The sequence below is a fragment of the Kitasatospora sp. NPDC058115 genome, from assembly GCF_042884635.1.
Taxonomy (GTDB): Bacteria; Actinomycetota; Actinomycetes; order Streptomycetales; family Streptomycetaceae; genus Kitasatospora.
Genome location: NZ_JBHVTL010000001.1, coordinates 355,982 through 375,121 on the forward strand (window position 1 = coordinate 355,982; position 19,140 = coordinate 375,121).

13 protein-coding genes and 1 pseudogene are annotated in these 19,140 nt (G+C 75.8%); 8 read left to right on the forward strand and 6 right to left on the reverse strand.

Annotated features, from left to right (window positions below; all coding sequences use genetic code 11):
- Positions 1 to 14 precede the first annotated feature (14 nt).
- Positions 15 to 3,704 (forward strand): SpoIIE family protein phosphatase, encoded by a 3,690-nt coding sequence (locus ACFVVL_RS01340; protein ID WP_387670427.1) that lies wholly within the window; start codon positions 15 to 17, stop codon positions 3,702 to 3,704.
- Positions 3,705 to 3,722: 18 nt separating this feature from the next.
- On the opposite strand, the gene ACFVVL_RS01345 is transcribed toward ACFVVL_RS01340, so the two are convergent.
- Positions 3,723 to 4,919, reverse strand: a complete 1,197-nt coding sequence (locus ACFVVL_RS01345) for an MFS transporter (RefSeq protein WP_387670429.1) — start codon at positions 4,917 to 4,919, stop codon at positions 3,723 to 3,725.
- A gap of 149 nt (positions 4,920 to 5,068) precedes the next feature.
- Between ACFVVL_RS01345 and ACFVVL_RS01350 the strand changes: the two genes are divergently transcribed.
- From ACFVVL_RS01350 to ACFVVL_RS01360, 3 genes are all read left to right on the forward strand, one after another.
- Complete coding sequence (locus ACFVVL_RS01350; RefSeq protein ID WP_387670431.1) at positions 5,069 to 5,971, forward strand: winged helix-turn-helix transcriptional regulator; 903 nt, start codon at positions 5,069 to 5,071, stop codon at positions 5,969 to 5,971.
- A 352-nt stretch (positions 5,972 to 6,323) separates the two neighbouring features.
- Positions 6,324 to 7,067 (forward strand): polyprenyl diphosphate synthase, encoded by a 744-nt coding sequence (uppS, locus tag ACFVVL_RS01355; RefSeq protein WP_387670433.1) that lies wholly within the window; start codon positions 6,324 to 6,326, stop codon positions 7,065 to 7,067.
- Positions 7,057 to 8,358 (forward strand): hypothetical protein, encoded by a 1,302-nt coding sequence (locus ACFVVL_RS01360; RefSeq protein ID WP_387670435.1) that lies wholly within the window; start codon positions 7,057 to 7,059, stop codon positions 8,356 to 8,358. Before uppS ends, ACFVVL_RS01360 begins: the two co-directional genes overlap by 11 nt.
- Positions 8,359 to 8,453: 95 nt before the next feature.
- Here the strand turns inward: ACFVVL_RS01360 and ACFVVL_RS01365 are convergent, their stop codons facing one another.
- The gene (locus tag ACFVVL_RS01365) at positions 8,454 to 9,404 is read right to left on the reverse strand and encodes a pseudouridine synthase (protein ID WP_387670437.1); all 951 of its coding nucleotides are present in this window, start codon (positions 9,402 to 9,404) and stop codon (positions 8,454 to 8,456) included.
- A gap of 149 nt (positions 9,405 to 9,553) precedes the next feature.
- Here ACFVVL_RS01365 and ACFVVL_RS01370 point away from each other — a divergent pair, with 149 nt between their 5' ends.
- Positions 9,554 to 10,645: a PP2C family protein-serine/threonine phosphatase gene (locus ACFVVL_RS01370; protein WP_387670439.1), complete on the forward strand. Its 1,092-nt coding sequence runs from the start codon at positions 9,554 to 9,556 to the stop codon at positions 10,643 to 10,645.
- Positions 10,646 to 10,747: 102 nt separating this feature from the next.
- A pseudogene (locus ACFVVL_RS01375) lies at positions 10,748 to 11,431 on the forward strand (DUF5995 family protein); the annotation flags it as partial.
- Between the two features lie 122 nt (positions 11,432 to 11,553).
- On the opposite strand, the gene ACFVVL_RS01380 reads toward ACFVVL_RS01375, so the two are convergent.
- Positions 11,554 to 12,993: a GuaB1 family IMP dehydrogenase-related protein gene (locus ACFVVL_RS01380; protein ID WP_380287254.1), complete on the reverse strand. Its 1,440-nt coding sequence runs from the start codon at positions 12,991 to 12,993 to the stop codon at positions 11,554 to 11,556.
- 301 nt (positions 12,994 to 13,294) lie between these two features.
- Here ACFVVL_RS01380 and ACFVVL_RS01385 point away from each other — a divergent pair, with 301 nt between their 5' ends.
- Together ACFVVL_RS01385 and ACFVVL_RS01390 are read left to right on the forward strand one after the other, a co-directional pair.
- Positions 13,295 to 14,806, forward strand: a complete 1,512-nt coding sequence (locus tag ACFVVL_RS01385) for an SDR family NAD(P)-dependent oxidoreductase (protein WP_387670442.1) — start codon at positions 13,295 to 13,297, stop codon at positions 14,804 to 14,806.
- A gap of 38 nt (positions 14,807 to 14,844) precedes the next feature.
- Complete coding sequence (locus ACFVVL_RS01390) at positions 14,845 to 15,300, forward strand: NUDIX hydrolase (RefSeq protein ID WP_387670444.1); 456 nt, start codon at positions 14,845 to 14,847, stop codon at positions 15,298 to 15,300.
- 98 nt (positions 15,301 to 15,398) lie between these two features.
- Here ACFVVL_RS01390 and ACFVVL_RS01395 read toward each other — a convergent pair whose 3' ends face one another.
- Genes ACFVVL_RS01395 through ACFVVL_RS01405 form a run of 3 tightly spaced genes read right to left on the reverse strand, consistent with a single transcriptional unit; the run spans position 15,399 to position 18,861 of the window.
- The gene (locus ACFVVL_RS01395) at positions 15,399 to 17,630 is read right to left on the reverse strand and encodes an FtsX-like permease family protein (RefSeq protein WP_387670446.1); all 2,232 of its coding nucleotides are present in this window, start codon (positions 17,628 to 17,630) and stop codon (positions 15,399 to 15,401) included.
- Positions 17,627 to 18,340: an ABC transporter ATP-binding protein gene (locus ACFVVL_RS01400; protein ID WP_380287250.1), complete on the reverse strand. Its 714-nt coding sequence runs from the start codon at positions 18,338 to 18,340 to the stop codon at positions 17,627 to 17,629. The genes ACFVVL_RS01395 and ACFVVL_RS01400 overlap by 4 nt, the downstream gene beginning before the upstream one ends.
- A complete protein-coding gene (locus ACFVVL_RS01405) occupies positions 18,337 to 18,861 on the reverse strand; it encodes a PadR family transcriptional regulator (RefSeq protein WP_387670448.1) in 525 nt (174 codons plus the stop codon). Before ACFVVL_RS01405 ends, ACFVVL_RS01400 begins: the two co-directional genes overlap by 4 nt.
- Positions 18,862 to 19,140 lie beyond the last annotated feature (279 nt).

The following is a 19,140-nucleotide window of genomic DNA, read 5'->3' on the forward strand; positions in this document are numbered from 1 at the left end:
CATGGTGACCGAGCATGGTGAACAGACGGCATGAGCGGCGCGAGGGCGCCGGGCCCGGGCGACCCGATGGTCCGGAGGCCCTGCTGATGGTGCCGATCGCCACCGCGCTGATCGAGGCGGACGGCCGGATCCTGCACTGGAGCAGCGATGCCGAGGCGCTGCTCGGCTACTCCGCCGAGGAGGCGATCGGCGAGCGGGCCGCGCAGTTGCTGGCCCCCGACGAGCGGCGGCCCGAGGTGCTGGAGCTGTTCCAGGGGATCCTGGACGGCCGCGGCTGGTCGGGCGTCTTCCCGGTGCGCCACCGCGACGGGCACCACGTCAACCTGGAGTTCCGCACCCATCCGATCACCGGACCGGGCGGCAGCCCGCTGGTGCTGGCGGTGGCGTCGGACGTGACGACGCTGCGCCGGATCCAGGCGGACCTGGCCGTGCTGGACGGGTTCTTCACCCAGGCCCCGGTCGGCATGAGCGTGTACGACACCCGGCTCGCCTTCGTGCGGCTCAACGAGGCGCTGGCGAGGATCAACGGCCTGTCGGTGGAGGAGCACCTCGGGCACCGGCTGACCGAGCTGCTGCCCGGCATCAACGGCGCCGAGAGCGAGAGCGTGATGCGCCGGGTGCTGGAGACCGGCGAGCCGGTGGTGGACGTCCGTTCGCACGGCCGCACGCCGGGCGACCCGACGCACGACCACGCCTGGTCGGCCTCGTACTTCCGGCTGGAAGACCAGGGCGGGCGGATACTCGGGGTGAGTTCGACGGTCGTCGACGTCACCGAGCGTTTCCAGGCCGAGACCAGGGCCGCCCGCGCGCAGGAGCGCCTCGCCCTGCTGGCGGAGGCCACCGCCTCCATCGGCACCACGCTGGACCTGCGCCAGACCGCCCGGGAGCTGGCCGACGCGATGGTGCCCGAGGTCGCCGACATCAGCGGGGTCTTCGCCCTGGAGGCGCTCGCCGCCGGCCGCAGCGTCGAGCCGCCGGACCCCGCCGCCCCGCAGCAGGTGCGCCGGCTGGCGCTGGCCACCTCCGACCCGCTCTATCCGGCGGAGGCGCTGCCGGTGGACGAGGTCTACGAGCTGGCGCCCGACTCGCCGTACGCGCGGGCGCTGGCCACCGGGCGCACGGTGGTGGTGCCGTCCTGGGAGCTGCCACCGCTGAGCGGGGCGATCACCGAAAGCCGCCGCCAGGCGTACCAGGGCGACCGGCCGCGCTCGGTGCGGATCACCCCGCTGGTGGCGCGCGGCACCACCCTGGGCATGATCGTCTACTCCCGGCGCGGGGAGCGGGAGTCCTTCGCGGAGGCGGACATCACGCTCGGTGACGAGCTGGCCTCCCGGGCGGCGGTGGCCATCGACAACGCCCGGCTGTACCTGCGCCAGCACCAGACGGTGCTGTCCCGCCAGCAGGCGCTGCGCGAGGCGAAGGCCGCGCAGGAGCGCCTGGCGCTGGTGAACACCGCCTCCACCCGGATCGGCACCACGCTCGACCTCGCCCAGACCGCCCAGGAGCTGGCCGAGGTGGCCTCGCCCCGGCTGGCCGACACGGTGGTCGTCGAGGTGCTGGACGACCTGGTGCGCGGCGAGCCCGAGGCCCGCCCGTCGGCCGACGGTTCGGCGCTGCTGCGGCGGATGGCCTTCCACGCGGCCCGGGAGTCGACCCTGCGCCCGATCGACCGGACCGGCGGGGTGCACCGTTTCACCGCCTCCTCCCCCTACGCCTGGTCGCTCACCCACCGCTCCCCGGTGCTGGTGCCGCGGATGGACGCCGCCGGGCTGGCCTGGTTCCGGGACGATCCGGTGCGCGCGGCGGCGGTGCACGAGCAGCAGGTCCGCTCGTTCATGGTGGTGCCGCTGATCGCCCGCGGCTCGCCGGTCGGGGTGGCCGCGTTCTACCGGACCGTCTCCGAGCACCCGTACGAGGACGACGATCTGGCGCTGGCCGGGGAGTTGGCGGTGCGGGCGGCCGTGTCGATCGACAACGCGCTGCTGTTCACCCGGGAGCGGGACGCGGCGGCCGCCCGGCAGCGGGCGCTCGACGAGGCGCGGGCCGCGCAGCAGCGGCTGTCGCTGCTCAACGAGGCGTCCGGGCGGATCGGCACCACGCTCGATCTGTACCGCACCGCCCGGGAGTTGGTGGAGGTGGTGATCCCCCGGTTCGCCGACTTCGTGACCGTCGACCTGCGCGAGGCGGTGCTCGACGGCGAGGACCCGGCGCCGGTGCCGCCCGACGGCTCGGTGCTGATGCGGGCGGTGGCCGTCGGCGACCTGGACGACCACGGCGTGATGGCCGACGCGGCCGACGGGATCGGGGAGACCTCGCAGTCGGCGCCGGTGTACGCGCAGAGCCTGCGCACCGGGCGGTCGATCCTGGTCTCGGAGGTGAACGAGGCGGCGCTGCGCCGGATCGTGGCCGCGCCGGACCGGGTGCAGCCGAGCCTGGACGCCGGGGTGCACTCGTACCTGATGGTGCCGCTGCTGGCGCGCGGACTGGTGCTGGGCGGCGCGGAGTTCATCCGCACCCGCAACCCGCTGCCGTTCGGCCCGGCGGACCGCGCGCTGGCCGAGGAGCTGGTCGCCCGCACCGCGCTGGCGATCGACAACGGCCGGCTCTACCGGCGGGAGCGGGAGACCGCGCTCACCCTGCAGCGCAGCCTGCTGCCGCAGGAGATCCACCGCACCCTGGGGCTGGAGCTCGCCTACCGGTACCTGCCGAGCAGTGTGGTCAGCGAGGTCGGCGGCGACTGGTTCGACGTCGTGCCGCTCTCCTCCGGGCGGGTCGCGCTGGTGGTCGGCGACGTGATGGGCCACGGCATCAGGGCCGCCGCGACGATGGGCCAACTGCGGACCGTCGCCCGGACGTTGATCACCCTGGAGATCGCCCCGGACCGGGTGCTGCAGCGGCTGGACGAGGCCACCACGGCGCTCGGCGAGGACCAGTTCGCGACCTGCGTGTGCGTGGTGTACGACCCGGTCGACCGGCGGTGCACCGCGGCCTGCGCGGGCCATCTGCCGCCGGTGGTGGCCGACACCGAGGGCCACGCCGAGCTGGTCGAGCTGCCGCCCGGCGCGCCGCTCGGGGTCGGCGGGGTGTCGTTCGAGAGCGTCGAGTTCACCCTCCCCGAGGAGGGCATCCTGACCATGTACACCGACGGCCTGGTCGAGCGGCGCGGCCGTGACCTCGACGAGGGGCTGCAGTTGCTGTGCCGCACCGTCGCCGGCCGGCGCGGCTCGCTGGAGCAGACCTGCGACGCCGTGCTCGCCGAACTCACCGGGCGCACCAGCGAGGACGACATCGCCGTCATCATGGCGCAGGCCCGGCCGGCCGGTTCGGACCGGATCGCGACCCTGCCGCTCGGCGACGACCACGCGATGGTGGCCCACTCGCGGCGCTTCACCCGGGAGACGCTCACCGAGTGGGGGCTGGGGGCCCTCGCCGACTGGGCCGAGCTGCTCACCAGCGAGCTGATCACCAACGCCCTGGTGCACGCGGGATCGCCCACCCAGCTGCGGCTGTTCTGCAACCGCACGCTCACCGTGGAGGTGGCGGACCGGGATTCCGCCACGCCGCGGATCCGGCGCGCCGACGAGGAGGACGAGGGCGGGCGCGGCATCCACCTGGTGAACGAGCTCGCCCACCGCTGGGGCAGCCGGCGCACGCCGGAGGGGAAGGTGGTCTGGTTCGAGCTGGAGCTGCCGCCGGGGCGGTAGCTCCGGTCCCGCGCGGGCTCAGAGCAGCTCGCGCATCCGGCGGACCGGGCTCGTCAGCAGGATCACCGGGCCGGCCACGCCGCCGAGCGCGAACAGCAGCAGCCCGGTGCGCGGGCCCCAGGCCGAGGCGGCGGCGCCGGCGGCGAGCGCGCCGAGCGGTATCGCGCCCCAGGAGACGAAGCGGACGGTGGCCGCCACCCGGGGCAGCAGCTCGGGCGGGGTGCGGGTCTGGCGGTGGGTGCGGGCCACGATGCTCGTGACGACGACCCCGGCGGAGAACCCCGCGTTGCCGACCGCGAAGACCAGCGTGCCCCAGCCGGCGCCGGCCGCCGGGAGCAGGAAGGCGAAGACGGCCGCGGTCGTCGCCGCCCGGCACAGGGCGCGCCCGCCGCCCAGCCGGGCGACCAGGCGCGGGGTGAGGGCGGCGCCGATCAGGCTGCCGAGGCCGCCGGTGGCCACCAGGGCGCCGACGGCGGCGGCCGGGGCGTCGAGGGTGCGGACCAGGAAGAGCGGGGTGAGCGTCATCAGCCCGCCGCTGACGGCGTTCACCGCGGCGGCGTGGGTGGCGACCGGCCGGAGCACCGGGTGCCGGGTGACGTACCGCCGGCCCTCGCGGATCTGCGCGCGCATCCCGGCGCCGGCCGTCCGCGCGGTGAGCGGCGGTCCGGCCGGCCGCACGCTGAACAGCAGGGCCGCCGAGACCAGGTAGCTGACCGCGTCCAGCAGGATCGCCGTGGCGCCGCCGACGAGTTGCACCAGCACGCCGCCGAGGGAGGGCCCGGCCAGTTCGGTCGCCGCGGAGCTGCCGGAGAGCAGGCTGTTGCGGGCGGTGAGCTCCTCCGTGAGGACGATCGAGGGCAGGACGGTGGAGATGCCCACGTCGAAGACGACGCCCGCGAGGCCCACCAGCAGCGCCACCGCCATGAGCTGGGGCAGTCCCAGCACACCGAGGGCGGCGGCCGCCGGGACCGAGGCGACGGCGGCGCCGCGCAGCAGGTCCATCGCCACCTGGGTGCCGCGCGGCGGCAGCCGCTGGACCAGGACGCCGGCGGGCAGTCCGATCAGCAGCCAGGCGGCGTAGCCGGCGCCGGTGATCAGGCCGACGTCGATCGCCGAGGCGTGCAGGGTGACCACCGCGACCAGCGGCAGGGCCACCGCGTTCACCTGGTCCCCGATCCGGCTGACCGTCGAGGCGGTCCAGTAGCGCCAGAACACCCCGGCGGATCCGCCGCCCGGCCCCGGCCCCGGCCCCCGCTGCCCTGCGTACGCCGGCGCGCCCGGCCTGCCCGTGTCCGCCGTCCCGGTCGACACACCCGCCCCCTCCGCAGTGAGTCTCTTTTGGGAACTCACTATAATCGGCGGTCATGCGGCACATGGAAGCGGCGGACGCCGACTGCGCGGTCTCCCGGGCCCTGGCCGTGGTCGGGGACACCTGGGCCCTGCTCCTGATCAGGGACGTCGCCGGAGGCACCCACCGGTTCGACGCCCTGCAGCACGGGCTCGGCATCAGCCGCAAGGTCCTCACCCAGCGCCTCGGGGCACTGGTCGCCGGCGACGTCCTGGAGAAGCGCCTCTACCACCCGCACCCGCCGCGCTACGAGTACCACCTGACGGAGGCCGGGCGCGGCCTGCTGCCGGTGCTGGTCGCCCTGCAGGGCTGGGGCGGGCGGTACGTCCTCGGCGACGGCTCGCTCTCCGCCACCAGCGCGGCCGGCTCCGCCGAGACCCGCCGGGTCCTGGCCCTGACCGGCCGTCGGCTGCCCCCGCTGGAACTGCCCGACGCCCGCGGCGGGCGCACCGACCCGGTCGCCGCCGACCGCGCCTGGACGGTGCTCCACTGCTTCCCCGGCGCCCACCGGCCCGGCGGCCCGGACCACCCCCCGGGCTGGGACGGCATCCCGGGCGCCGGCGACAGCGCCGCGGAGTCCCGCGCCTACCGCGACCGGACGGCCGCCTTCACCGCCCGGGGCGCCGCCGTCCACGGCGTCAGCACCCGGCGCCCGGACCAGCTGGCGGCCTTCGCCGGGTACGCGCGGATCCCCTTCCCGCTGCTGTCCGACGTCGGCCTCGACCTGGCCGCCGCCCTGCGCCTGCCGACCTTCCGGGCCGGCGGCGTGGAGCACCTCAAGCGGCTCACCCTCGTCCTCGACGCCACCCGCACCGTCCGCGGCGTGCGCTACCCCGTCACCGACCCGGCCGGCGCGGCCGACGACGCCCTCGTCCTGCTCGACGGCCTGGCGGCGGGCTCCGGCGACCGGGACGCGTGACGGCGCCCGGGACGCGTCACCGTGCCCGGCCCGACGGTGGCCGTGCCCGGCCGGACGGTGGCCGGCCCGGCCGTAGCCGGGGCAGCGTCACGGCCGGACTCCCCCGCTGCCCCCGGTCCCCGCCCGGTGAACCACCGCACCGGCGCACGGCCGCCCTCCGGCGCGCGACGGACCCGGCGGCCGTGCGCGGGGCGGTGCTGCGTGCGCCGAGGCTTGCGCTCTGATCCCGGCGGGGTGATCACCGCACCCTGTTGGGGGCGGTCGGCCGGTGAACCACACGGTGTGGTCCCCGGCGCCGGGACCGTGGTGCGGTGACCTGCCGGGTGGAGGGCCGACCACGGGAGTGATTGACATGCACCAGTCACCCGAGACCACGGTGTCCGCGACACCCGGCGCGCACGGCGGTCATCCGCCCGAGGGCCGGGATTCCCCCTTACGGCACCTGGCGGTGATCCTGGACGGCAACCGCCGGTGGGCCCGCGCACGCGGCGTGGAGGCGGTCCGGGGCTACGAGCGCGGCGGCGACCGGGCCCTCGACCTGCTGGCGTGGGCCGGGACGCTGCCGGGTCTGGAGGTCGTCACCCTGTGGCCGCTGTCGACCGAGAACCTGACCCGTGATCCCCGCGAGCTGGAACCGCTGCTGCGGGTCATCACCGACACCGTCGAGCGGATCGAGGCGGAGGGGCGGTGGCGGATCCGGATCATCGGGCGCCCGGAACGGCTGCCGTCCCCCCTGCACCGCCGGCTGCGGGGCGCCGAGGAGCGGTGCCGCGCCGCGGGGCACGCACGGACGGTGAACCTCGCCATCGCCTACGGCGGCCGTGACGAACTCGCGCGCGCGGTCGCCCGGATGATCGTCGATCAGCCGTCGGCCGGCACCGCCGGCATCTCGGACTACCTGGACACCGCCGGCCAGCCGGACCCGGACCTGGTGATCCGGACCGGCGGCGAACAACGGCTGTCCGGATTCATGCCCTGGCAGACCGCCTACGCCGAGTTCTGGTTCTGCCCGCTCCCGTGGCCGGACTTCACCCGTCGCGCCTTCGACCGGGCGGTGGCCCACTACCGGACGCGGACCCGCACCCATGGCCGCTGACGCCGGACCGGACGAGAGGATGCCGATGGAGCGCGAACCGCTGCGCAGCACACGCGAGTCGGACGCGAAGGAGTTCGCCGCGGCCATGCTCGACCGGGCCGCCGGGGCGGGGCTCCTCACCCCGACGGCGGGGGGCCTGCGCGGGGTGGAGAACTACCTGCTGCTGTCCCACTCGGTCGTCGACCCCCGGTACGGCGAGGCCGATCCACCGGTCCCCCGGTGGCGGGAGTGCGCCACGCTGCTGGGCCGGTACACCACCGCGGTGGCCGTCGGGGACTACGACGTGTTCGACGCGGTCGTCGAGCGGGACGAGCGGGCGGAGCACCGGAGGGTGACCGAGGCCGCCCGGTACCTGGCCGCCCGGCTGTCCCGCCCGGACGACCCCGTTGCGCTGCCCGACATCGCGGGCCGGGACCTCGTCCGGGCGCTCGGCGAGGAGTACGCGGACCTGGTGCGCACCTACCGCGCCCGGGCCCATCCGCAGGTCCTGGCGGACTGGACGACCGTGATGGCGCAGCTCCTGCACGGCATGGCCCGCTACCGGACGGTGCCCCACCCGGTCTTTCCGTTCGAGCTGCTGCGCGACCTCGCCTCGGGGGCCGTCGACGTCCCGGGCGCCCTCGCCCGCGTGACGCAGCGCCACCCGGAGGGCGCCGTGCCCGAGGTCCTGCTCGGGCACCTGGCCGCGCTGATGGCCTCCCCCGATCCGGACGACCGGGACGAGCTGCTGCTCCTGCTGCGGACGGCCGAGGAGGGGCGCACCGCCGGCGCGGGGGCGTACCTGCAGACCGTCGCGCTGCACGGGCCGCCGCACGAGGTGACCGGACCCGCCCTGCGGGCCCTGCGGGACGCGAGCTGGCTGGCCGACTACGGCTCCAGGCTCGCCAACCACCGCAGCGACGTCAACAACCGCGAGCTGCGGGCGAGCGGTCACGAGGAGCACTCGGGAGAGCGCGTGTGGTACTGCCTGCTCTCCGAGGCCGCGGGCGAGACCTTCGCCGACCACGACCTGCCGCCGGACCATGCCCGGCGCGTGCTGCGCGCGTGCCTGCGCGCCGAGAACCGGCTCGCCGACGCCTTCGCCGACAGCGTCCGCGCGCTGTGGCGGGCGTGGCCCTGGGTGGGTGCGACGTGCGGGCGGATGGGTCACGTGGGCAACCGCCCCTACGACGTCGGCCATTACGCCCTCCTGTCCGACGAGGGGTTCTCGGCGCTGTTCGCCGAACTCGACCACCGGGCCGAGGGCGGGTTCCTGACGCGCTGCCGCCCCGGCTGGACACCGCCGCCCTGAGCCGTCGCCGGAGCCGGGCGCCCTGAGCCGCCGCCGGGGCCGGGTGCCCCGAGCCGCCGCCGGGGCCGGGCGCGGGCCGGTCCGCAGGACACGCCCTAGAGCGCGCCCCAGGCGGCCGGTTCCGTCCAGGCCGCCAGGCTCCGGCGGCTCTCGAAACGGCGCGGGCGGCCGGTCAGCGGGTCGGTGAACTCCACCGCCGAGGCGAGCAGCTGCAGCGGGCGGCGGAAGTCGTCCGGGGCCGGCTCCGGCAGCACCACCGGGTACACCGGGTCGCCCAGGATCGGCAGGCCGAGTCCGCTCATGTGCAGCCGCAGCTGGTGGGTGCGCCCCGTCGACGGCCTCAGCAGGTAGCGGCCCAGCCCGTCCCGGCGCTCCAGCAGCTCGATCCGGCTCTCGCTGTTCGGCGCCGCGTCGAGCTCGTGCGCCGCGATCCGCCCGCGCTCCTTCACGATGTGGCTGCGCACCGTGCGGGGCAGCTCCACCGCCGGGTCGTCCGCCGCCACCGCCTGGTACTCCTTGCGGACCAGCCGGTCGCGGAACAGCGTCTGGTACGCGCCCCGGTCCTGCGGCCGGACCACGAACATCGCCAGCCCCGCCGTCAACCGGTCCAGCCGGTGCGCCGGGCTCAGCGCGGGCAGCTCCAGGGCGTGCCGCAGCCGGGAGAGCGCCGTCTCCACGACGTGCCGCCCGCGCGGGGTGGTGGCCAGGAAGTGCGGCTTGTCGACGACCACCAGGTGCTCGTCCCGGTGCAGCACCTCCAGCTCGAACGGGACCGGCACCTCCGGCGGCAGCTCCCGGTAGAACCACAGGTGCGCGCCCGGCCGGAACGGCTCCCCCGCCCCGACGGCCCGCCCGTCCTCCCCGACCACCCCGCCGGTCAGCAGCAGCCCGTCCACCCGCTCCGCCGCCACCGCCGGCAGCCGCTCCAGCAGGTACGCCCGCACCGTCTCCCACGGCCCGCCCGCCACGGGCAGCCGCAGGTGCACCGGATCCACCCCGAACCGCTGCGGAAGCGGCGAGGCCGGCACCGTACTCCTACGTCTCATCTCGCCCGCCACCCTACGTCCTCACGGCCGTCCCGGATGCCGGGCCCGACGGGTGCGGTCCCGGCCCCGGGGGCCGTCGGGATGCCGGTGGGGCGGGAGGCGGTGGAGAGTGGACGGGAGACCGGTCGGTCGGAGGTGAGGGCGTGGCCGTGAGCGGGGACGGGGCCGAGGACGGCGCGGTGCCGCTGCCGCGGCTGCCCCGGCGCACCCGGCTGCTGCTGTACGGCGCCTTCCTGCTGCTCGTCGGGGCCGTGCTGGCCGACCTCCTCACCGGCCCCGGCACCACCCTCTCCCCCGTCCTCGCGGTGGCGCCCGTGCTGGTCGGGGCGACCACCCGGCGGGCCCGGGTGCCGCTCGCCACCGGGGCCGCCGCGATCGCCGTGGCCGGGCTCCTGGAGGAGGGCAACACCCATCTGCCGGGCTCCGTCCACCTCGCCTCGCTGATCACCATCACCGCGGCGACCCTGGCCAGCACCGCCAACGTCGTGCTGATCGCGGCCCGCGAACGCGAGCTGTTCCACGTCCGGACCGTCGCCGAGGCCGCCCAGCGGGCCCTGCTGCGCCCGCCGCCTGAACGGGCCGGGCCGCTGCGGATCGCGGTGCGCTACGTCGCGGCCGCCGCCGAGGCGCGGATCGGCGGCGACCTGTACGAGGTGGCGGACACGCCGTACGGGATCCGGATCCTGCTCGGGGACGTCCAGGGCCACGGCCTGCCCGCCGTCGAGACGGCGGCGGACGTCCTCGGTGCCTTCCGCACCGCGGCCCGCACCGAACCGGACCTCGCCCGGCTCGCCGAACGCCTCGACGCCGCCCTCGCCGACCGCCCGGCGGACGGGCGGTTCGTGACCGCGGTGCTGCTCGGCGTGGACCGGGACGGCGCCGCGCACCTGGTCAACTGCGGGCACCCGCACCCGCTGCTGCGCCGCGGGGGCCGGGTCGTCGAACTGGCCCCCGCCCGGCACGCCCCGCCGCTGGGGCTGCTCGCCCTGACCGGCGGGGGCTACCGCGCCGAGCCCGTCGACCCGCACCCCGGCGACCTGCTGCTGCTGTACACCGACGGCGTCTCCGAGGCCCGCGACGCGGCGGACGTCTTCTACCCCCTCGCCGCCCGCCTGCCGCGGCTGCCGGCCGCCTCCCCGGACGACCTGCTGGACGCCCTGCTCGCCGACCTCGCCGGCTGGGTCTCCCCCACCGGCCTCGCCGACGACGCGGCCGCGCTGGCGATCCGCTGGGAGCGCTGAGGGGGCGGGGCCGGTGCCGGAGGACGCGTCGGGCCGGGGATCCACCGGCCCGCCGTGCCACGATGATGCGATCAGTGCACGAACGGCGCCGGAGGGTGACGGATGGCCAGGGTGTCCACGCGGACCGCGGCGGCGGCGCACGGGGTCGACGCGGTGATCCACCGGTTGCGGGCGATCGCGGCCGGGCTGCCGCCCGCCGACGGGGTGGCGGTGTTCAACCGGATGTACCTGACCGTCACGCAGACCGTCCGCTCCCGGCTGGACGCCTTCGCCGACCCGCCCGCGATGGCGGTGCTCGACACGCTGTTCGCCCGGCGCTACCTGCGGGCGGTGGACGCGGTCGCGGCGCGGCGCCGCCCGCCGGCCTGCTGGCGGCCGCTGTTCGAGCTGCGCGCGCACCCGGGGGTGCACCCGGTCCAGTTCGCGCTGGCCGGGATGGCCGCCCACATCCAGCACGACCTGCCGCTCGCCGTCGTCGACACCTGCCGCCGGCTCGGGCGGGAGCCGGAGCACGTCGAGGACGACTACCACCGGATCAACGACCTGCTGGCCGGGGTGGAGGAGGCCGTCCGGGAGCAGCTGATGCCGGGGCCGGACCTGCTGGAGCGGTTCGAGCCGCTGACCCACCGGCTCGGCGCGTGGTCGGTGGACACCGCCCGGGACGCCGCCTGGGGGTCGGTGCGGGTGCTCTGGGAGCTGCGCGCGCGGCCCCCGGCGGCCGGGGCGTTCCGCACGGCGCTGGACGGCGCGGCCGGGCTGCTCGGCCGCGCGCTGCTGCTGCCGCTGGGCCTGGCGGGCGGGGCGGTGGCGCCCGGCCGGCTCCCCGGCCCGTTCCCCGGGGTGGGGAACGGGCCGGGCGCCGGGCGGAGCAGCGGCGCCCGGGCCCGGACGGACCGGGCCCGGACGGCTCAGGACCAGCTGGAGTGCAGCGGCTTGCCCTCGGCGTAGCCGGCCGCGCTCTGGATGCCGACCACGGCCTTGTCGTGGAACTCCTCCAGGGTGGCCGCGCCCGCGTAGGTGCAGGAGCTGCGCACGCCCGCGACGATGGAGTCGATGAGGTCCTCGACGCCCGGGCGGGCCGGGTCGAGGAACATCCGCGAGTGCGAGATGCCCTCCTCGAACAGCGCCTTGCGGGCCCGGTCGTAGGAGGAGTCCTGCGCGGTGCGGTTGCCGACCGCCCGCTTCGAGGCCATGCCGAAGGACTCCTTGTACTGCCGGCCGTCGGCGGTGGTCTGGAGGTCGCCGGGCGACTCGTGGGTACCGGCGAACCAGGAGCCGATCATCACGTTGGACGCGCCGGCCGCCAGCGCCATGGCGACGTCGCGCGGGTGCCGCACGCCACCGTCGGCCCAGACGTGCCGGCCGAGCCGGCGGGCCTCGGCGGCGCACTCCAGAACGGCCGAGAACTGCGGTCGGCCGACGCCGGTCATCATCCGGGTGGTGCACATTGCGCCCGGGCCGACGCCGACCTTCAGGATGTCGGCGCCCGCCTCGACGAGGTCGCGCACACCGGCCGCCGAGACGACGTTGCCCGCGACCACCGGGACCTGCGGATCCAGGCCGCGCACGGCCCGCAGCGCGCTGATCATCGACTCCTGGTGGCCGTGCGCGGTGTCCACGACCAGCGTGTCGGCCCCCGCCTCCAGCAGGGCCTTGGCCTTGCCGGCGACATCGCCGTTGATGCCGACGGTGGCGGCGACCCGCAGCGTGCCGGCGGCGTCCACGGCGGGGGTGTAGAGGGTGGCGCGCAGGGCGTTCTTCCGGGTCAGGATGCCGACCAGGCGGCCCTCGCGGTCCACCACGGGGGCGAGCCTGCGGTGCGCCTCGCTCAGCTTGTCGAAGGCGTCGCGCGGGTCGATGTCCTCGTCGAGCAGCAGCAGTTCGCGGGACATCACCTCGGACAGCGAGGTGAAGCGGTCGACGCCCTGGCAGTCGGAGTCGGTGACGACGCCGACCGGGCGGCCGTCCTCGACGACGACCAGCGCGCCGTGGGCGCGCTTGGGCAGCAGCGAGAGCGCCTCGGCGACGGTGGCGCCGGGGTCGAGGGTGATGGCGGTGTCGTGCACCAGGTGGCGCTGCTTGACCCAGCCGACCACCTCGGCGATGACCTCGGTCGGGATGTCCTGGGGGATGGCGACCAGGCCGCCGCGGCGGGCCACGGTCTCGGCCATGCGCCGGCCGGCGATGGCGGTCATGTTGGCGACGACCAGCGGGATGGTGGTGCCGGTGCCGTCGTTGGAGGAGAGGTCGACACCCTGGCGGGAGCCCACGGCGGATCGACTGGGGACCATGAAGACGTCGTCGTACGTGAGGTCGTACGAGGGCTGGAGGTCGTTCAGGAAGCGCATGAAAACGGGGCTCTCTGGCTGGGAGAAAGATACAGCTCGGGTGCGGGTGCGACTGGGCCGCAGGGCGCATCCGGGCGCCCCTGCACCCGACGTTCGATTGTCCGCGAGCCGTTCGGCAAAAGCCAGTTCGACCACGATTGCTGGGGCTGCACACAAGCCATGATCGAAACTCCGCGCGTAGACCTGGAGGATCCTCCAAATACTCGGCTTTTCGCCCCGGCCGGGGCCGCTCCCGTAGCATTCACGCGGTGACGCGGCGAACGCCGTGATCGGCGAGGCGAGCGGGAAAGCGGCAGAGGGCATGACGGCGGCGGGCGTGGACATCGAGCAGGACAACGGCACCGGGATCGCCGAGGAGGAGACCGACTTCGGCCCCGGCCTGGACCCGGAGCGGCTGAGGCTCTGTCTGGAGGTGCTGGCCGAGCTGGACGAGCTGCACGTCGACCACCCGGACGCGATCACCGTCCGCCAGGCCGTCGGCGGCATATTCCGCACCCTGAAGCAGCGCCGCCGCCAGGAGACCCGGGCCCGCAAGACCGCCAACGACCGCGAGGTCACGGCGCGCACGGCCACCGGCGCCCCGACCCGGATCGACGACGAGACGGCCGGCGCGTTCGGCCTGACCACCGTCACCACCACCGAGATCGCCGGGATCCTGGAGCGCCCGCGCTCCTGCTACATCTGCAAGCAGCGCTACGTCGAGGTCGACGCGTTCTACCACAACCTCTGCCAGGACTGCGCGGTCAAGAACCGCGCCCGCCGGGACGCCCGCGCCGACCTCACCGGCAAGCGCGCCCTGCTGACCGGCGGCCGGGCCAAGATCGGCATGTACATCGCGCTGATGCTGCTGCGCGACGGCGCCCACACCACCATCACCACCCGCTTCCCGAACGACGCGATCCGGCGCTTCACCGCGATGCCGGACAGCGCCGAGTGGCTGCACCGGCTGAAGGTCGTCGGCATCGACCTGCGCGACCCGGCCCAGGTGATGGCGCTGGCCGACGAGGTCGCCGCGGACGGCCCGCTGGACATCCTGATCAACAACGCCGCGCAGACCGTGCGCCGCCCGCCGGAGTCCTACCGCGAGCTGCTCGCCGCCGAGTCCGCCCCGCTGCCGGCCGGCGCGCTGCCGCAGTCCACCACCATCGGCCGCTTCGGCAGCGGCAGCGTCGACCTGCCCGCCCTGCCCCACCAGGCCTCCGGCGCCGGCGAGCGGATCTCCGCCGACGACGTCACCTCGCTCGCCCTGGTCACCGGCTCGGCGACGCCCGAGCGCATCCAGGCCGGCACCGCGATCGACGCCGGCGGCCTGGTGCCCGACCTCGCGGACACCAACAGCTGGGTGCAGACCGTCAGCGAGGTCGGCCCGGTGGAGCTGCTGGAGGTCCAGCTCTGCAACTCCACCGCGCCGTTCATCCTGATCAGCCGGCTGCGCCCGGCGATGGCCGCCTCGGCCTCCCGCCGCAAGTACGTGGTGAACGTGTCCGCGATGGAGGGCGTGTTCCAGCGCGGCTACAAGGGCGCCGGCCACCCGCACACCAACATGGCGAAGGCCGCGCTGAACATGCTCACCCGCACCAGCGCGCAGGAGATGTTCCAGACCGACGGCATCCTGATGACCGCCGTCGACACCGGCTGGATCACCGACGAGCGCCCGCACCCGGACAAGATGCGGCTCGCCGAGGAGGGCTTCCACGCCCCGCTCGACCTGGTCGACGGCGCGGCCCGGGTCTACGACCCGATCGTCCGCGGCGAGCACGGCGAGGACCTCTACGGCTGCTTCCTGAAGGACTTCGAGCGCGCCGCCTGGTAGGACCCGCGCGGGCACACCCATTCGACGGAGGAACCGCCATGACGACCGCACCGCTGCTGGGCGCCGGCGTGATCGTGCCCACCGGGGACGGCCGGGTGCTGATCGGGCGCCGCACCACCGCGGGCGAGCCGCCGACCTGGAGCCTGCCCGGCGGCAAGGTCGACCCCGGCGAGTCCTTCGAGGGGACGGCCGCGCGCGAGCTGGCCGAGGAGACCGGGATCGTGCTGCCCGCCGAGCAGATGCGGGTGCTGGCGGTGCTGCTGGACCACGAGCTGGGCCGGCCCCGGCTGACCGCCGCGGTGCTCGCCCCGCCCAGCCTGGCGCCCGCCGTGGTCACCGAGCCGCACGCGTGCGGCGGCTGGGAGCGGCTGCCGCTGGACGCGCTGCCGGAGCCGATGTTCTACCCGTCCGGGCTGGTGCTCGCCAGCTGGCGCCCGGAGCTGGGCACCGGCCTGCCCCGGACCGGGACGCACGCGTACCCCGTCGCCCGCTGACGGGCCGACGGGGTACGGGCGGGGGCGTGCGCGGCGCGCGCGGCAGGTGCGCGGGGCCCGTGCGAGCCGGGGGCGCGGGCCCCTGCGGACGCGCGGCCTCAGCCGTTGCGGGCCGCCTCCGGGCCGGTGATCCGCCGGAGCAGCGGCAGCGTGGAGGCGATGATCCCGAGCGACAGCGCGAGCCCGAGCAGCACCAGCACGAAGTACACCGCGCCCGGCGAGACCAGGTCGTAGCTCATCTGCGACTTGAGGAACATCGCCGCCGCGCCGAAGCCCGTCCCGGTCGCGATCGCCGCCACCACCAGCAGCGGCAGCGCGCTCTCCAGGGCGATCACCCGGCGCAGCAGGCCCAGCGGCGCCCCGGTGAGCCGGAGCATCGCGAACGGCCGGCGCCGGTCGGAGAGCCCGGCGACCACGCTGACGGCGAGGCTGCAGCCGGCGATCGGCAGGGTGGTGAGCAGGACGACGTCGGCCAGTTGCCGCCAGCCGGCGAGCTGCTGCTGCTGGGCGGAGCCCCAGTCCTGGACCGTCCGGGTGTTGTGGTCCGGAAAGGCCCGGCTCAGGATGGTGCGGACCCGCTCCTTCGCGGCCGTCGACCCGTCCGTCGTCACGTAGAGCGACTGCACCGGCAGCCGGGCGGCCGCCTCGGCGGTGATCGGCGCGCTCGGCCATTCGACGGACTCCTGCGACCGGAGGTCCAGGAAGCCGTACGGCGCGACAGCCGCCACCGCGGCGCCGGGGGCGCAGTGGCCGACCACCGGGACCTGCGCGAGGTCCGAGCAGAGCGCCAGGACGGGCGCCCTCCAGTCGCGCGGATCGGCCGGGCCGCGCGCCAGGCCGTCCGGATCGGCGTGGACGATCGCCAGGCCCCGGTAGCCGGGAACGGCCCTCACCTCGGCCAGGACCCGCTCCGGCACGGCGGCGGCCATCGGCGGATCGCCGGCCAGGGCACCGTGCTCCACCGCGACCCGGGTCTGCGGGTCGCCGCTGAGCGCGCCGCGGTTGGTGTCGATGGTGCCGATGATGGCGACCGTCGCGGTGGTGACGAACAGCGCCAGGACCAGGCCGGCCACCGAGCGGAACCCGGCCTTCGGGTCGTCGGCGAGCCTCCGCACGGCGATCAGGGTGGCCGGGCGGCCGGTCCGGGCGGCGACCGCGCGGGCGGCCGCCATGGTCAGCCAGGGGCCGGCCACCACCAGGCCGAGCATGATCACCAGGAAGCCGGTCAGGTAGGCGGCGGTCTGCCCGTTGGTGGTGTGGGGACGGCGGCCGACGAACCACGCGAGTTCGGCGAGCCCGGCCAGCAGTGGCACGATCCGCCAGACGGTCGGCGGCCCGGGGGTGACCCGGCGGCTGACGCCGAGCGGGGAGACGGTCACCCGGCGCAGCGCGAGCCGGGCGGCCACCGCCGCCGCCAGCGGGACGCCGAGCAGCACGGCCAGGGCCTGCGGCGCGGTGAGGGTGAGGTCCTCGGTGAAGAAGCGGTCCCCGGTGAACGGGACGGTCGCCACCAGCGGGCGCAGTGCCAGGTACAGCCCGAAGCCGAGGACGGTGCCGACGACGGCGGCGAGGGTGGACTCGACGGCCGCGATCAGCGTGATCTGCCGGGGCGTGGCGCCGACCAGGCGCATCGCGGCGTAGCGCTGCTCGCGGGTGGCGGCGGAGAGCCGGGTGGCGGTGCCGATGAAGATCACCACGGGGAAGAGCAGCGCCCCGGCGACCACCGAGAGGATCAGCGTCATGGCGTCGCCGCGGGTGCCGGTGGCCGGGCAGTCGGCCCGGCAGGCCGGGAGCACGGTGGCGATGGTGGTGATCGGGCGGGCACCCGGCCGGGCCGCGAGGGCCGCCGGGTCCTGGCCCCCGATCAGCACGAGGGAGTCCGGGGAGGCGAGGGCCGCGTCGCCGATCTCCCCGGCCGGCCGGCCGGGGAAGCGGTCGGCCAGCTGGTCGGCGGGCCGTTCCCGGATCAGCTTCGCGAGGGCGGGCGAGGCGTAGTACTCGCCGGGTGCGGGCAGCTTCGCCAGGCCCGGCGGGACGGGCGAGGTGGGGCCGGTGGCGGCGACCTCGATGGACAGCAGCCGCTTGCCGTCGTAGAACTCGGGCCCGCGGTCGCGCCACCAGAGCGGGTCGACGTCCGCGGTCCCGGGGCGGCTCGCCGCACCGGAGTTGGCCCAGAGCATCCGTTCGTTGGTGGCGCCGACGGCGTTCACGGCGGCGAGCGTGGAGAGCAGCAGGCCGACGCCGACGGCCACGGCGGCGGCGATGGTGAGCAGCCGGACGACGGCCTGCCGGCCGCCGCTGAGGGCCAGGCGCAGGGCGAAGGCGATCACGAGGCGACCCGTCCCGCCGGGGCGGCGTGGCCCGGGTGGCCGGTGGAGAGCATCCGGGCCCGTCCGTCGCGCACCATGACCTCGCGGTCGGCGTAGGCGGCGACGCGGGGTTCGTGGGTGACCAGGACGACGGTGGTGCCGTGCTCGCGGGCGGCGGCGACCATCAGGGCCATCACCTGCTCGCCGGTGAGCGAGTCCAGCGCGCCGGTCGGCTCGTCGGCGAACAGCACCCGGGGGCGGGTCACCAGGCCCCGGGCGAGCGCGACCCGCTGGGCCTGGCCGCCGGACAGTTCGCCGGAGCGGCGGCGCTCCAGGCCGTCGAGGCCGAGCCGGGCGAACCAGGGGCGGGCCTCGGCGAGGGCGGCGGCCCGGCGGGCGCCGGAGAGCAGCAGCGGCAGGGCGACGTTCTCCTCGGCCGTCAGTTCCGGGACGAGCTGGCCGAACTGGAACACGAAGCCGAAGCGGTCACGCCGTAAGGCGCTGCGCCGGTTCTCGTCGAGGGCGTCGATCCGCTGCCCGTCGACGTGCACCTCGCCCGCGTCGGGGACGAGGATGCCGGCCAGGCAGTGCAGCAGGGTGGACTTCCCGGAGCCGCTGGCGCCCATCACGGCGAGCACCTCGCCGGCGTCGGCGGCCAGGCTCGCGCCGCGCAGCGCGGGGGTCTCGCCGAAGGCGAGTTCGAGGTCGCGGGCTTCGATCAGGGGGGTCATGCGCGTACCTCCGCGGCGAGGGAGTCGAGGCGGGCGGTGGTCAGGTCGATCCACCGCAGGTCCGCCTCCAGGTGGAAGAGGCCGTGGTCGGCGAGCAGGGCGTCGACCAGCGGGCCGGTGCGGCGCAGCTCGGTGAGTTCGCGCATCCGGCGCAGGTGGGCGGCGCGCTGGGTGTCGAGGTAGGTCTCGGCGTCGCGGCCGAGCAGCAGGGCCAGGACGACCTTCGTGAAGAGCACGGACTGGAGGGTGGGTTCGGGGGCGACGGGCTCGGCGAGCCAGTGCTCGAACTCGCTCACGCCGGCCTCGGTGATGACGTAGCGCTTGCGCTCGGGTCCGTCGCCGGGTTCGGCCTCGCCGGGGGCGACCTTCCCGTCGCGGGCCAGGCGGCCGAGGGTGGCGTAGACCTGACCGTACGGCAGGGGTTTGCCGCGGCCGAAGAAGGTGTCGTAGTCGCGCTTGAGGTCGTAGCCGTGGCTCGGCTCGCGCTCCAGCAGCCCGAGAAGGGTCAGGGGAACACTCATGGGAGGACCATACACCAGAGGTATACACCGGGTGTATACCTGCCGAGAGTACGACCCTGACCTGGAAGAACACAATGGCTGCCGCCGGTCCGGGAACGCCGCGAGCGGGGGACGGCCCCAACTCCGTCCCCCGCTCTGCACGGCGGCCCGGCGAGCCCCCACAGCGGGCCGGGCCTCCGCGTCCCCGGCACGAGAACGCGGCCGACGCCCAGCCTGCCTCCTTCGACCCCGCGCCGCCGAGGGCCGAACGTCCCGGTCCTGCGGCCCCGTCAGGGCCCT

Bases quoted from the DNA above. Each gene is read 5' to 3' on its own strand.
- ACFVVL_RS01365 (WP_387670437.1), bottom strand. From the start codon at position 9,404: ATGAGACGTAGGAGTACGGTGCCGGCCTCGCCGCTTCCGCAGCGGTTC.
- ACFVVL_RS01380 (WP_380287254.1), bottom strand. From the start codon at position 12,993: ATGCGCTTCCTGAACGACCTCCAGCCCTCGTACGACCTCACGTACGAC.
- ACFVVL_RS01340 (WP_387670427.1), top strand. From the start codon at position 15: ATGGTGAACAGACGGCATGAGCGGCGCGAGGGCGCCGGGCCCGGGCGA.
- ACFVVL_RS01400 (WP_380287250.1), bottom strand. From the start codon at position 18,340: ATGACCCCCCTGATCGAAGCCCGCGACCTCGAACTCGCCTTCGGCGAG.
- ACFVVL_RS01405 (WP_387670448.1), bottom strand. From the start codon at position 18,861: ATGAGTGTTCCCCTGACCCTTCTCGGGCTGCTGGAGCGCGAGCCGAGC.
- ACFVVL_RS01360 (WP_387670435.1), top strand. From the start codon at position 7,057: ATGGCCGCTGACGCCGGACCGGACGAGAGGATGCCGATGGAGCGCGAA.
- ACFVVL_RS01385 (WP_387670442.1), top strand. From the start codon at position 13,295: ATGACGGCGGCGGGCGTGGACATCGAGCAGGACAACGGCACCGGGATC.
- ACFVVL_RS01390 (WP_387670444.1), top strand. From the start codon at position 14,845: ATGACGACCGCACCGCTGCTGGGCGCCGGCGTGATCGTGCCCACCGGG.
- ACFVVL_RS01350 (WP_387670431.1), top strand. From the start codon at position 5,069: ATGCGGCACATGGAAGCGGCGGACGCCGACTGCGCGGTCTCCCGGGCC.
- uppS (WP_387670433.1), top strand. From the start codon at position 6,324: ATGCACCAGTCACCCGAGACCACGGTGTCCGCGACACCCGGCGCGCAC.